This window comes from Paenibacillus albidus (assembly GCF_014644435.1).
Classification (GTDB): domain Bacteria; phylum Bacillota; class Bacilli; order Paenibacillales; family Paenibacillaceae; genus Paenibacillus_AQ; species Paenibacillus_AQ albidus.
This window is the reverse complement of sequence record NZ_BMKR01000051.1, coordinates 1-13,272: the sequence shown is the minus strand read 5'-3', so window position 1 is coordinate 13,272 and position 13,272 is coordinate 1. Positions and strand designations below refer to the sequence as shown.

Annotated in this window: 9 protein-coding genes; 7 read left to right on the top strand and 2 right to left on the bottom strand. The window is 52.0% G+C overall.

Features of this window, described 5'->3' with window-relative positions; genetic code table 11:
- Window positions 1-41 precede the first annotated feature (41 nt).
- From treP to IEY53_RS31755, 4 genes are all read left to right on the top strand, one after another.
- Window positions 42-2,066 (top strand): PTS system trehalose-specific EIIBC component, encoded by a 2,025-nt coding sequence (gene treP / locus IEY53_RS31770; RefSeq protein ID WP_189031968.1) that lies wholly within the window; start codon window positions 42-44, stop codon window positions 2,064-2,066.
- 318 nt (window positions 2,067-2,384) lie between these two features.
- Entirely contained in the window at window positions 2,385-3,101 is a 717-nt protein-coding gene (gene treR / locus IEY53_RS31765) for a trehalose operon repressor (RefSeq protein ID WP_189031997.1), read from the top strand.
- 23 nt (window positions 3,102-3,124) lie between these two features.
- Window positions 3,125-3,877 (top strand): NADPH-dependent oxidoreductase, encoded by a 753-nt coding sequence (locus IEY53_RS31760; protein ID WP_189031967.1) that lies wholly within the window; start codon window positions 3,125-3,127, stop codon window positions 3,875-3,877.
- 206 nt (window positions 3,878-4,083) lie between these two features.
- Window positions 4,084-6,072, top strand: a complete 1,989-nt coding sequence (locus IEY53_RS31755; protein WP_229696462.1) for a methyl-accepting chemotaxis protein — start codon at window positions 4,084-4,086, stop codon at window positions 6,070-6,072.
- Between the two features lie 40 nt (window positions 6,073-6,112).
- Here the strand turns inward: IEY53_RS31755 and IEY53_RS31750 are convergent, their stop codons facing one another.
- On the bottom strand, window positions 6,113-6,997 hold the full coding sequence (locus IEY53_RS31750; RefSeq protein WP_189031965.1) for an NAD-dependent epimerase/dehydratase family protein: 885 nt from the start codon (window positions 6,995-6,997) through the stop codon (window positions 6,113-6,115).
- 34 nt (window positions 6,998-7,031) lie between these two features.
- Window positions 7,032-7,826 carry an RNA polymerase sigma factor gene (locus IEY53_RS31745; RefSeq protein WP_189031964.1) on the bottom strand — a complete coding sequence of 265 codons (795 nt, stop codon included), beginning with the start codon at window positions 7,824-7,826 and terminating at the stop codon, window positions 7,032-7,034.
- Window positions 7,827-7,981: 155 nt separating this feature from the next.
- Here IEY53_RS31745 and clpP point away from each other — a divergent pair, with 155 nt between their 5' ends.
- The 3 genes from clpP (at window position 7,982) to IEY53_RS31730 (ending at window position 12,912) form a co-directional block, all read left to right on the top strand.
- Window positions 7,982-8,563 (top strand): ATP-dependent Clp endopeptidase proteolytic subunit ClpP, encoded by a 582-nt coding sequence (gene clpP / locus IEY53_RS31740; RefSeq protein WP_189031962.1) that lies wholly within the window; start codon window positions 7,982-7,984, stop codon window positions 8,561-8,563.
- Between the two features lie 19 nt (window positions 8,564-8,582).
- Entirely contained in the window at window positions 8,583-8,789 is a 207-nt protein-coding gene (locus IEY53_RS31735; protein WP_189031960.1) for a hypothetical protein, read from the top strand.
- 538 nt (window positions 8,790-9,327) lie between these two features.
- Window positions 9,328-12,912, top strand: coding sequence for a M14 family metallopeptidase (locus tag IEY53_RS31730; protein ID WP_229696454.1), 3,585 nt, complete (start codon window positions 9,328-9,330; stop codon window positions 12,910-12,912).
- The last annotated feature ends 360 nt before the right edge of the window (window positions 12,913-13,272 follow it).

The window sequence follows — 13,272 nt, the reverse complement described above, 5'->3', positions numbered from 1 at the left end:
TTCCAAGTAAATTAATCAGAACCGCAAAGGAGTGAGCCCACTTGGCCATTGAGAGAAAAGATGTAGAGCAGATCATCCGGGCCGTCGGCGGCAAGGACAATATAGAAGCGGCCACCCACTGCGTAACGAGACTCCGTTTTGCACTGGTGGACGAAGATAAAGTAGACAAGAATCTGCTGGAGAGCAGTGACCTGGTCAAGGGGCATTTTTCCTCCCAGGGACAATTCCAGGTCGTTATCGGCCCAGGACTTGTCGATAAGGTATATGATGAAATGATCGCAATTACCGGCGGCAGCCGCTCCTCCAAGGATGAGGTGAAGAATGCGGCCAGCAAAAAACAGAACCCGCTCCAGCGAGCCATTAAGACGCTTGCCGATATCTTCATTCCGATTCTTCCCGCCATCGTAACCTCCGGTCTGTTGCTGGGGATAAACAATATCCTGACCGGACCGGATATCTTTTTTGCCGGACGTTCGCTGGTGGAGGAATATCCGCAATGGACGGATATCGCTTCAATTATTAACCTGATTGCTAACACGGCGTTCACCTTCCTGCCTGCACTGATCGGCTGGTCGGCGGTTATGCGCTTTGGCGGCAGTCCGCTGCTTGGGATCGTGCTTGGGCTGATTCTGGTCCATCCGGACCTGCTCAGCGCCTATGGGTATGCCGAAGCTTCGACGAAGGGGACGATTCCGGTCTGGAACCTGTTCGGCTGGGAGATCGAGAAGATCGGTTATCAGGGACAAGTGCTGCCGGTGCTCGTCTCTGCCTATCTGCTGGCGAGGATTGAGCGGTTCCTGGACAAACGGGTAATGGACTCGATCAAACTGCTGGTTGTGGCGCCGATTGCCCTGCTGGTGACCGGGTTTTTGGCCTTCACCATCATTGGTCCGGTGACCTTTGCCATCGCCAACGCCATTACTTCAGGTCTTGTCCATGTCTTTAATACATTGCCTGCACTGGGCGGTCTGCTGTATGGCGGGTTCTACGCCTTGCTGGTTGTGACCGGGATGCACCATACGTTCCTGGCCGTCGATGTGCAGCTGATCGGCAGCGAAGGCGGAACGTTCCTGTGGCCGATGCTGGCCCTGTCCAATATCGCCCAGGGTGCTGCGGCACTGGCGATGATGTTTATTCTGAAGGATCAAAAAACCAAAGGTCTGGCGGCAACCTCCTCCGTCTCCGCATTTCTCGGAGTGACTGAACCGGCGATCTTCGGGGTCAATATCCGCTATAAATACCCGTTTATCTTCGGGATGATCGGTTCGGCCATCGGCGGCATTCTGCTGACGCTTAAATCTGTGTTGGCTTCTTCAATCGGGGTCGGCGGGATACCCGGTTTCCTTTCGATTTTTCCGAACCAGTGGGGTGTGTTCTTCATCGGTATGGGGATCGTGCTCGTGGTGCCGTTCGGGCTGACCCTGATCTATGGCAAAATTGCCGGCCGTGGCCAAACGGAGGCCGCAGCAGAAACGGCAAATCGTGAAGTTGTCGTGGAAAAGGTGGAGACTGCCGATCCGGTGGGTACGAAACCTTCCGCTGAACATGTTGCCTCCCGCAATACGGTCGTTATTACTGATAATGCCGTCGATGTGCTGGAAATTCATGCGCCTCTGACCGGGCAAGCGGTAACGCTCGACAAGGTGCCCGATCCGGCGTTTGCCGAGAAGCAGATGGGCCAAGGGATTGCGATTGAACCTCAGGATGGCCGGGTAACTGCACCGTTTGATGCCAAGGTGGCGCATGTCATCAAAAGCAAACATGCCGTGATTCTGGAACATGCCACCGGGGTGCAGATACTGATCCATGTCGGCATTAATACCGTCTCGCTGAAGGGCAGTGCCTTTACCAGCCATGTCAATATCGGCGACGAAGTCAAGGCAGGACAGCTGCTGCTGGAGTTTGACCGGGAGGCGATCCGCGCCGCCGGACTGCCGCTGATTACACCGATCATTATTCCGGACGGGCAGGAGATGATCGTTGGGGTGGAGGAAGAGGCCCCCGGGGCGGTTACGGCGAACCGGAGTGTGATTCTCAAGGTTCGTTTATCTTCCTATACAGATTGAACTTTTAATCTTTCTAATTGGGATTGGATCGTGACTACGGTGAATGTTTGGACTTCCGGCCGCTGTTGTCTTCAGATTTCTTGATTTATACCGCTCTTCGCGGTTGAAATCTGCAGACAAAGGCGGTCGCTACCGCTCCTCCAGTTCCAAAATTCCCCTCCGTCTCGATTCCCTTATTTTTATATTTTCAGGTTCAATCTATATAAGGCGTGTATAAATTGTTCTCATTCTAAATCACGGCAACGGGCAACGGCCTTTACAGGGCGTGCCCGTTTCTGCTTTGTGAAGGATATGCTACAATGAAAAGCGGTGATAATGATGAAAGAAAACATCCATCAGCATATATTTAACGAATATGCGCAAGGAATACAGGCGGGCAGGATTACGCCGGGGACCAAGCTTCCTTCTGAGAATGAACTGATGAAATCTTATTCCACTTCGAGGGAGACGGTCCGCAAAGCGCTTAATTTGCTGATGCAGCACGGGTATATCCAGAAGCTCAAAGGCAAAGGCTCTTATGTGCTCGACATGGGACGGATGAACTTTCCGATTACCGGATTGACCAGCTTTAAGGAGATGTCGGGGAAAATCGGCCGCGCTTCACACACTCATGTGCATACGACTCACAACATAGAGGCGCCGCCAGCCGTTGTCGAAGCGCTGCAACTGGAACCGGGTGCTCCGGTATGTGAAGTTATCCGGGTCCGGGAAATTGATAATGAACGGGTGATCCTGGATAAGGATTATTTTCTTCCGGCTATCGTTGGCCGCCTGACAGCAGAGATTGCCGCCGGCTCTATCTATGAATATCTGGAGCAGGTGCTGAAGCTTGTCATCAGCTATGCCAAAAAGGAAATATCCGTCGAGGTGGCCACGATCGAGGATCGGGAGCTGCTTGATCTGCATGGCCTTTCGCATGTGGTGGTGGTCCGCAATTTTGTCTATCTGGAGGATACGACACTGTTCCAGTACACGGAATCCCGGCACCGGCTGGACAAGTTCCAATTCGTGGACTTTGCCCGGAGGATGCCTTAAAGAACGCTCAAGGAGGATTTGGCATGAATGAAGTGATCCGTACTTTACAGAACCACCGTTCCTTCCGGGACTATAAGGATACACCCGTCTCCGCAGAAGATCTGCTGGAGATTATCGCTGCGGCGCAGGCGGCGCCCTCCTGGGCGCACGGGCAGCATGTGACGATAATTTCCGTCCAGGACAAGCCGCACAGAGAACAGCTGTCGGTCCTCTCCGGAAATCAAAAACATGTGGCGGAAGCCCCTGTGTTTCTGGTCTTTTGCATGGATTTCCACCGGGCGCGGCTGGCCAGCGAAATGGAGGGACAACCCTTTGAAACTCCGCAGGATGTCGATGCGCTGCTGGTAGGTGCCACAGATGTCGGCTTGGCGCTCGCGGGAGCGATTACAGCCGCAGAGTCATTGGGACTGGGCACCATCCCAATCGGCGGCATCCGCAGACAGACGAAGGAGGTCATAACGCTGCTGCAGCTGCCGCTATATGTGTTCCCCGTTGCCGGTCTGTGCATCGGGTATCCCGCTGCAGAAGTGCCGCAGAAGCCCCGTCTGCCGGTACAGGCGGTCTATCATGAGGAGCAGTATCAGCCGGAATTAACCGGTTTGCTGCGGGAATATAACCAGATTCACCGTGAGTTTCTGCAAGCGCAGGGGGGAACAGTGAGAGACTGGACCAGTACGTTGGCTCATTTCTATGCCGCCAATCCGCGGTATGGAGACGCGAAGGCAGGGCTGGAGCAGCAGGGATTCCTTGGCGATGAACGGGAAAAAGGAAAATAACGGGCAGGGAGCTTTTCTCGACAAGCACCGGATCTGGCGGCTCTAAAGCTGCTTGACCGGTGCTTTTTTGGACAGAATTGGACACAACATTTACATTCCCCGAACAAAACTATGCAGAACGTTTAATCTACGGCTCCTACAATCAAGAATATAGGTAAAAAGTACCTGTCGCATTCTGATGCTAAAGATGGAGGATGATTAGTTTGATGGGGAATCGCCTGCTGCACCTTTCGATGAAATGGAAACTGATCTTAAGTTTTTCTGCTGTGGCATTCATTTTTCTCGGCGTTGCCTTATACCAGGGATATAAAATTAATCAAGTGGAAACGTCGATGGTTACGCAAAAAAGAGAGATGGAGATCAGAGTTACGGTGGCTACGATGACCCAGCTGCTGCAGGAAATAAATAATCTGGAAGCATCGCTGACAGGCTCCGGGGATCTGGAGCTGGTGAATCCGCTTAAGGACAAGCACCGTGAATTGAAAGGTGAAGTGGCCAAGGTTCAGTTTGCCGAAGGGGCGCCGGCCCAAGAGACTTTGCTTTTTTTGCAGAGCCAGCTGGCCGAATATAACGGTCTGATCGACAGTCTGATCAAGACGATGAAGGATGACAGCCTGGACCCTATGGCTCTGCTGGAACAAAGCGACAAAATACATACTGATGCAAGGACGCTTAACGCAGCCATGCTTACTACCAACAAAAGATTGTACGCCGCCGCTGCGGAGAATGCCGAGGCTGCGCAGAGTTATTCCTTTCAGCTGTTGGACCATACCTCTTCGATTTCGCTCTATGCCGCTGTGCTGGTGCTGCTGTTCACTGTGATCATTGCCGGAGGGCTGATCCGCTCCTTCGTATTGCCGGTGAACAAGCTGCAGGCGGCGGTTCGCCAGATCGCGGAAGGCGACCTGCGGCAGCAGATCCGGTCTCCGTATAAGGATGAGCTGGGGCAGCTCAGCCATCATTTTGACCATATGGTGGAGCGGGTGAGGGACATGCTGATGCAGACCCGGTCCGTGGCTTCCTCCCTGGCGAGGTATTCCGGTTCATTCCGCCAATCCTCGGAGATTACCGCCTATACGAATCAGGAGGTTGTACAGACGATTCAGGAAATCGCAGCCGGCGCGGACAACCAGGCAGGTCAATCGGAGCATAGTGCAGCCCTGATCCGCGAGCTGGAGCAGGAGGTACAGGAGATTACGGAATATACCGAAATGATGCTGTCAACCAGTAATACCGCCAACCAGAATACACAAAAGGGCTCGGCTGCTGTAACCTCGTTGCGGGAAGCCTCCGTGCAATCCCGTATGGCAGTAAGCAAAGTGTACGAAGCGCTGCAAAAGCTCGCCCGCCAAGCCGGGGACATCTCCAGAATTACCGATTCCATAACAGAAATCTCCAAGCAGACCAATATTCTGTCGTTGAATGCGTCCATAGAGGCCGCGCGCGCCGGAGCTCACGGGAAAGGGTTTGCCGTTATTGCCGATGAGGTCAGACAGCTCTCCCTGCAGACCAAGGAATCTTCTGCACATATCAGCGAGATTATGGGCGCACTGCAGCAGGGGATGGACGAGTTCCAGGTATATATGCTGGAGACCCGTGGCAGTCTGGAGGAACAGGATGTGAAAGCCGGGGAGACGCTGGTGTCCTTTGAAGCGATTGACCGGTCCATGCTGCAGATCAGCAAGCAAATCGGGCAAATCCATGAGAAGGTGGATGTGGCGCAGACTGTGAATTCAAGGCTGGCAGAATCCGTTCATTCCGTGGCGGCCATTGCCGAAGAGACGGCGGCGGGAGTGCAGGAAGTGAATGCCTCCAGCATGCAGCAGGATCATGCCATCCGCGATATAGCCCGCCAGGCGACGGAGATTGATGAAATCTCACAGAAGCTGTTCCATGAGATTCATGTGTTCAAGATGGATTCCGGGACGGAGGAGGCAGGGCCTGTGGCTGACTCTGACCCTGAACCGGAAGCGGGGACTCTGCTCCAAGAACAGGTCCCATCACTCCAGGCCCAGGTCCAAGACAGGCACACAGTGCTTGCTGATCCCGCAGCGGAGAAGCAGGAGGAAGCGGAAGCGGAAAGGCCTACAGCCGAGCCTCAGTCATTAACCTTGCCTTCATTAACTGATTCCCGTGAGGAAGAGGTTAGCCGCACCGTAGAAGAGAGCAAGGAACGCGAATTGGTGAACGTCTAGTAGTGTTGTATATAGCAGCGGATATAGAGTCCGTCTCGCTTCAATCGATACTGCTGTTCAGCTCATGAATAAGCTCAGGCAGCCATTCCCCGAGCTTCAGGAAGCGGAATCCGTGCGACCGGGCTTTGGCCGTGTCCATGAACCAGGATTGTTCGATCCCAAAAGGGGACATGTGTTCATCGGCCGTAACCTTATGCATTTGTGCGGCCTGCCCTGTCTCCTGTTCTATCATGGCGATAAGCTCCCGGATGGTGACGGTGCCGTCCGAGCAGGCGTTTACCGGCCCTGTCAAACTGGAGCATCCAAGCTTGTACAGGAACCCGGCGGCTTCATCGGAACGGATGAAGGAGATTGCGGCATCCGGATTCGGTAGTCCGATCGGCTGTCCTTTCCGGACATGTTTAATGTGAAAATGCAGCCTCTCCGTATAATCATCCGTTCCCAGCACGATAGGGAAACGGACGGCAGCGACAGGGAATTCAGCCTGCTGCATGAAGACGGCTTCGGCCTGTCTTTTTGCTTCCGTGTAGGAGAAGTCGGCTTTGCCGCCTGCTTGCACAGGGTAAGTCTCGGGATCAAATAGAGCCTCAGTCAACGCCTCGCTGCTGAAGTCGTACACGGATAAACTGGAAGTAAAGATGTACCGCTCTGTCATGCCTGCAAAAATCCGGCAGGCCTCTGCCGCCTCATCGGGTGAATAACAAATGTTGTCGTATACGATATCCCACCGGGTATGGCCGACTGCGAGGGCAAGAGCCCCCGCATCCGTGCGGTCCGCATGCAGCCGCTCTACCCGCTCTCCGAAGGGATCGGCAGTTTCCCCGCGGGTCAGAATCGTCACTTCGTTGTCCGCCTCCTCCAGTAGCCGCTCTACCAGTCTTTTGCCGAAAAAACGTGTGCCTCCCATAATTAGAATCTTGCGCATATCATTCCTCCTAACTATTCTTGTTCGTATAAGTTTAGGCAACCATCCGTACGCCGCCGGAATAAGCATAGCCCAAGCCACCGGAGACAGGTCCGCCGTAAGCAGGTGTCTGAATCATTTGGCTGGATACCGCCATGACCGGTCCCTGTCCCGCTTCGCTTTGCACCAGCCCGATCAGTTCATCAATCTCCCCTTGAACGTAAGCGGACGCAAGCTGTTCCAATGTGTCGGTCATTTCTGCATCCTGCGGCAGCGGCAGACCGTCTGCCAGCAGTTCTTCGCGCACAGCCGGCATTGCTTGCCGGGCCCGGTGCAGCGCCGCTTTGACCGCACCTTCGGTCGTTCCGATCCGCTCCGCAGCTTCTGCCGCGGAATAGTGGAATACCTCCCGCAGCAGGAACACCGCTTGTTGCAGTGGGGACAGATGCGCAAGCAAGGCCTGGAATACGGCTTTGATCTCAAACGATCCTTGTTCCAGAATAACCGGCGGCTCAGCCGCTTCGGCTTCCACAAGTTTCAGTACGCGGAAGAACACGGATTTGCGTCTGGTCTGATCGATCCAGGCATGTTTGGCAATACGCAGCAGCAGCGCTTCCGGATTGGGATGGCTGCCCCGGTCGGCAAGTTTTATTTTGTCCAGAAACTCCAGTGTCTTGATCCAAGTCTCCTGTGCCAGATCCTCCGCTTCCCGCGGGGACTTCGTCAGGGACAGACAATACCTGCTCAGAGCGGCCTGCAGAGATAAGGTGTTCCGCTCATCCGGTGTGTGATATTGGTTTTGTTCTTCAAGGATGATCATCGTAAGCGCCCTCTTTTCCGGTAAAGTCATTTCAGTCTCTTCTTAATAATAAACGAACGAAGGCAGCTTGAAGATACGCTCCGCATTAAATTTATTCTTGACCCGCTTCAGCGTATCCTATCCGTCCCTTAATCCGTCTACATCTCAGAACCAACAATTCAAAGATGGATGGAGGTCGTATTTCGATGAGTTACATGCCTTATGTTATTGAACAGACGAATCAGGGAGAACGCTCCTACGATATTTATTCCCGGCTGCTGAAGGACCGGATTGTATTTGTGGGGGCGGCGATTGACGATCCGCTCGCGAACAGCATTATTGCCCAGCTGTTATTTCTCGCGGCCGACGACCCGGACAAAGATATCCAGATGTATATCAACAGCCCCGGCGGTTCGGTTAGCGCCGGGTTCAGTATTTATGATACGATGCAATTAATCAAGCCGCAGGTGAGCACAATCTGTATCGGTTTTGCGGCTTCTTTTGCTTCGCTGCTGCTGGTAGCGGGGGCCAAAGGCAAACGTTATGCGCTCCCGAACAGCGAGATTATGATTCACCAGCCGAGCGGCGGCGCGCAAGGCCCGGCCAGTGACATTGAAATTTCAGCCAGACGGATTCTGCGGTTGAAGAAAAAAGTCGTGGATATTATGGAGGAACGCACCGGACTCCCGGCGGACAAAATCCGGGCGGATATGGAACGTGATTACTTCATGACGGCTGAAGAAGCGCTGGACTACGGAATGATCGACAAAATCATCACCCATTTATAAGAACAAAGGAGTGAATGAAATGCTGGAGGCATTACAAGGCAAAAAGGTAACCATTTATTTCCTCGATTGCTCGAATGAGAGCAAGGGAGTCCTGGAAGCCGTAAGTGACAAATTCGTTAAATACCGGACTGACTATCAGGAGCTGTATATTCCAATCACGTCCATCCGTTCGGTTGATGTGGATACCAAAGAGCGGCAGCGGGCCCGTGTAGGGTTTGGGCAATAACAGGATAAGAAGTCACGCTGGCAACTGAGGGTCCGGGAATAAGGACCGGTTAGGCGGGCGGGGGCGTAACACAAAAGGTTTGTGTCTCTATAAGAGGCGCAGCCTTTTTTGCTGTTCAATGAATGATAAGGAATGAATGGGAAAACGGGATACTATAGCTGAGCTTACGGACCTACAGTGCTTAATTTCTCTATATGGCCTGTTTTGCAGATTTCCATGAATAGGTGCGACTGAGTCCGTAAGCATGGGGAAATCGTGGTTTTTTGATTTTAAATGCTTACTTTTAATAGAATATATTTTTTTGTGTGAAATCTATTAAAAAGCTTCCGCTTTTGGATTAAATGCTATATTATATTGATTTATATATGAATATAAAAAGCAATTTGTGTATATTAATTCGTTACAAACGATGTGAATATAACATATTCATGGTAGTTTACGTGGCGATATGAATGGAGGGATGCATAAATTATTGATAGGGAGATAAAGGTTTTACTAGTAATCCTGCAAATAGAGAGAGAATCCTGGGAGGTAAATGATGTCTAAGAGAATATTATCTTTATTAATTGCATTAACTATGATGTTGTCGGGTCTGCTCCCGGCAGCTTATGCCAATGAAGCTGCAACCGGGGTGTTGCCGCAATCCGTTATAGCACCGGCAAGCCCGGATAATGCTGCCGCTTCCGGTGTCGCCCAGGAAGTCATTTCAGCCCCGATACCGTCGGTATCAACAGAAGTCTATCAAGCCTCCATGACGGATGCCAGAATCATGCCTCTTACGCTCAACCTTCCTGAAGGTGTAGCCCCTGAGCAGATTACCTGGAATTTTGGCAGAACAGCTGAGGAAACGAAGCCGCTGGCACAATGGAAGAAATGGGACTCCAAAGCTAAAGCATATACGGGAGATCCATTCCTTAAGGTAGCCTATGAGCCTGCCGCACAATCTACGGTCACAGCTCTGGTCTATTTCGACATGCCTTACGGCCAGAATCTATCACTTAGCGGCATTCGCGCCGAGTATGTGAAGCTTGCCGGACTGTATAACCTGACGGGAACCTCGCCTGACGGAGAAGTCCTGGCACAGCAGCAGGTCAAGCTGAACCCGTATGATACCTATCATACATATGATGAGATTAAACCGGCGATTGATCGGATCACCGCTGACAGCAACAATAAATACGGCCGTTATGTGGAGTATCAGCAGATCGGAACGTCCACACAGGGACGGGCTATTCACTTCTCGATTGTCGCCAAAGACAAGGCGTCCGTAGACCAATATTTGAACGAAACGCTGCCGCTGATGACCAATGATCCTGCCGCCTTGCAGGAGAAGATCAAAAGCGGAGAACTGAAGGATTATAAAGTGCCCATCTGGCTGAATAATATTCATGCCGATGAAGCCAACGGCGTTGATGTGATTATCAAGTTTTTGGATACATTGATGACCCAGAAAATCGTGACTTATGATACGACGGATGCGAGCGGCAATGTCGTTCCGGTTGCCCTGGATGTCGACGCGGCACTGGACAATGTGATTTTCCTGCTCGATTATGTGGAGAATCCGGATGGGCGGGCTCTGAATACACGTGCGACCTCCACGCTCCTTGATCCGAACCGTGACAACTCTTACCAGACGCAGCCGGAGACCCGGGCGGTGACGACACAAATCGCCAAGTGGACACCGCTGAGCTTCCTGGACATGCATGGATTTGTTGACGGGTTCCTGATTGAGCCTTGTACACCGCCGCATGATCCGAATATCGAATATGATCTGGTCATGGACAACATGATCGACCAGGCGAAAGCAATGGGTAATGCCGGAATTGCCAACACCAAATATGATGAGTATCACATTCCTTATCTGGAAGCCGAGAAACTGAAAAATGATCCGAACTACGAAGATCCTTATGGCAATGCTACAGGCTGGGATGACGCTTCCCCGGCATACACTGCCGTTTATGCCATGCATCAAGGGGCGCTTGGACATACGATTGAAGTGCCTGAGCTGAATGAGGATTCCCTGGACGCTTTCTATTATGCGACCTTGGCTGCCACAAATTATGTACAGGACAACAAAGAGAAGTTGTTCCTGAACCAATTGGAAATCTTCAAACGCGGCCTGAACAATGAAGACAATAAAGCTGTAGATAAGTATCTGGTAAATGCCAAATATGAGTCGATCGGCCGCGAACGTGACGCGTTGGATGCGAACTTTTTCCCTGAATACTATGTGCTTCCTGTAGCCAAAGAGCTGCAAAAAAATGAGCTGGAAACCTATAAAATGGTGCAATACCTGCTTCGCAATGGTGTGAAGGTAGAGAAGACTACAACCTCCGTATCTGTCGATGGAGTCTATTATCCGGCAGGAACTTATGTAGTGAATATGCATCAGGCCAAACGCGGCTATGCCAACCTGGTTCTGTACAACGGAATAGACGTATCCGATTTCGATGCGATGTATTCCGATACGGTGCAGAATTTCGCCGACATGCGCGGATTTGACCGTTATATCAGCCGTACAGCGGGTGCATTCACCGGTAAGACAGAACAGGTCGGCAGCCTCGTAATTCCGACTACAGATCTGAATCAATACCGGTTTGAACAGAATTATGTGATCCGTAACAGCAACAACGATGCCATCAAAGCGGTCAATGAGCTGCTTGCGAACAAAAAAGCAGTAACCCTGTTGACAAACGGAGGACCCGGTTATGAAAAAGGCAGCTTTCTGGTCTCCAGATCGAACCTTAGATTGGTTGCCTCCAAGTACCTCCTTGATCTCGTGCCCTTTAGTGCATACGGAGACAAGACGGGCAAATTGTTGAAACAGCCGAGTGTGGCAATTGGAGGTGCAGCTTCCTTTATTGTTGCCGACCTTGGTTTTAAAGTAACAACGGATACAGCAGCGGCAGATGTCCTGGTTAACTCAGGCACGAATCTGATTGCTTCCGGCAAGCCGTTTATCGGTTATGGCCGCACGATGTTAAGTAATATTAAAGCCCTTAATGTTCTGCCGGGTCTGGATTATGCCAATCCGGTGAACCAATCGAACAAAGCCTCGGCACATGAAGGCTTGTTCAAAGCAACCGTCTCGCAAGACAGCGTAATTACCGCTCCATACGCAGATAATGAATATCTGTATACAGTATCTGCCGCCTATATCACGGCAGTTCCGGAAGGCGCTGAAGTCCTGGCGAAATACGGAACGGGCGAAGACTTCTTCAAGGCCGGATGGTGGCCGAACAGCGATGCTGCCAAAGGGCAAGTCCTGGCACTGAATTATCAAACAGACAAGGTCCATGTGACGTTGTTCGCGAATGATCTGCTCAACAAATATCATCCGCAGAACCAGTTCAGATTACTGGCGAACGCGATCTACGCATCCGCTCCGGCAGCTACGGAAGCAGATGGTATGGATCACGGCGGACTTGAACCTGAACCGGAAACACCATCTAACCCGGGTTCAAGTGTACCTGTTGTTCCGTCCGCAACACCGGTACCAACCGCAACACCGGCAGCAACCGAGGCGCCTGCTGCTTCACAGCAGCCAACGGCTACCCCGGCACCAGCAGCGCCCAGCTTTACAGATCTCGGTAAAGTGGCCTGGGCAACATCGGCTATCGAGGAACTGACAGCTAAAGGCATCATCAACGGCGTAGGCGGCAGCTCGTTCGCACCGCTCAAAGAAGTAACACGCGCCGAATTCATTACTATGATCGTCCGTGCCTTTGAACTCCAGGCCGGAGACGCAGCGGCTTCCTTCAGTGATGTGAAGGCATCGGATTGGGCGTACAGCTACATTGCCGCCGGAGTCAACAATGGCTTGATTCAAGGGGTAGGCAATGGCAAGTTTGAGCCTAACCGCCCGATTACCCGCGTAGAAATGGCGATTATCTCGGCGAATGCCCTGAAGAAGTTCAAAGGCAAAGCGGTAACAAACGTCGATGCCGCACTCGCGGGCTTCAAAGACAAGGGCAGCATCGCTTCCTATGGGAAAGAAGCGGTTGCGCTGCTGACCCAGGAAGGTATTGTGAAAGGTTTGACTGCGGACACCTTTGCTCCAAAAGGCATTGCCAACCGCGCGCAAGCTGCGGTTGTGATCAACAATATTCTGAATTTGCAATAATTCAGCTTCATTTTTCAATTCTAGAGAAGAAGGGAAGCCCCCGAGCCGCAATGGCTTAGGGGCTTCCCTTCTGTTGTTGGGTACTTGGCGGGTTATCCGCCCGGGGCCATTTCGCTGCACAAAGTGCATCAGAATGGGGAGTTTGGTCCCGCCCGGAGCGATTTGGCTGCACAAAGTGCATCAGAATGGAGAGATTGGGCCCTCCCAGAGCGATTTGGCTGCACAAAGTGCATCAGAATGGAGCGATTGGGCCCTCCCAGAGCGATTTGGCTGCACAAAGTGCATCAGAATGGAGCGTTCTGATTTAGACTAAGAGGTGGACACGGAAAGTACAACTCATGGATAATAGATCAAACTCCA

Excerpts from the sequence above, each read along its gene's own strand:
- treR (WP_189031997.1), top strand. The coding sequence starts at position 2,385 with ATGAAAGAAAACATCCATCAGCATATATTTAACGAATATGCGCAAGGA.
- IEY53_RS31760 (WP_189031967.1), top strand. The coding sequence starts at position 3,125 with ATGAATGAAGTGATCCGTACTTTACAGAACCACCGTTCCTTCCGGGAC.
- IEY53_RS31755 (WP_229696462.1), top strand. The coding sequence starts at position 4,084 with ATGGGGAATCGCCTGCTGCACCTTTCGATGAAATGGAAACTGATCTTA.
- IEY53_RS31750 (WP_189031965.1), bottom strand. The coding sequence starts at position 6,997 with ATGCGCAAGATTCTAATTATGGGAGGCACACGTTTTTTCGGCAAAAGA.
- IEY53_RS31745 (WP_189031964.1), bottom strand. The coding sequence starts at position 7,826 with ATGACTTTACCGGAAAAGAGGGCGCTTACGATGATCATCCTTGAAGAA.
- clpP (WP_189031962.1), top strand. The coding sequence starts at position 7,982 with ATGAGTTACATGCCTTATGTTATTGAACAGACGAATCAGGGAGAACGC.
- IEY53_RS31735 (WP_189031960.1), top strand. The coding sequence starts at position 8,583 with ATGCTGGAGGCATTACAAGGCAAAAAGGTAACCATTTATTTCCTCGAT.
- IEY53_RS31730 (WP_229696454.1), top strand. The coding sequence starts at position 9,328 with ATGTCTAAGAGAATATTATCTTTATTAATTGCATTAACTATGATGTTG.